Consider the following 252-nt stretch of genomic DNA (forward strand, 5'->3'; position numbering starts at 1 on the left):
TCACGTGACCGACGATGTGCCGCAGGCAACCGCGGACATTGGCTATGTGAAGGAAGGTGGCGAGACCAGCGGCAATATTCTCGCCAACGACCTGGCCGGGGCCGATGGCGCGGGGGCGGGCGGTCTGATCGTCGGCGTGCGGGCGGGCAGCGACACTTCCAGCCCGGTCTTTGGCGGCGTCGGCACGGTGATTCAAGGGCTGTACGGCACCTTGACCGTAGACGCGAGCGGTCAGGCCTCGTACATGGCCAA

General features: G+C 66.7%; 1 protein-coding gene. It reads left to right on the plus strand.

The window, feature by feature from the left end:
* On the plus strand, positions 1-252 hold a 252-nt coding region (locus CE491_RS30225; protein WP_199885063.1), incomplete at both ends, for a hypothetical protein.

Origin of the sequence: Pseudomonas bohemica (assembly GCF_002934685.1) — a bacterium.
Classification (GTDB): Bacteria; Pseudomonadota; Gammaproteobacteria; order Pseudomonadales; family Pseudomonadaceae; genus Aquipseudomonas; species Aquipseudomonas bohemica.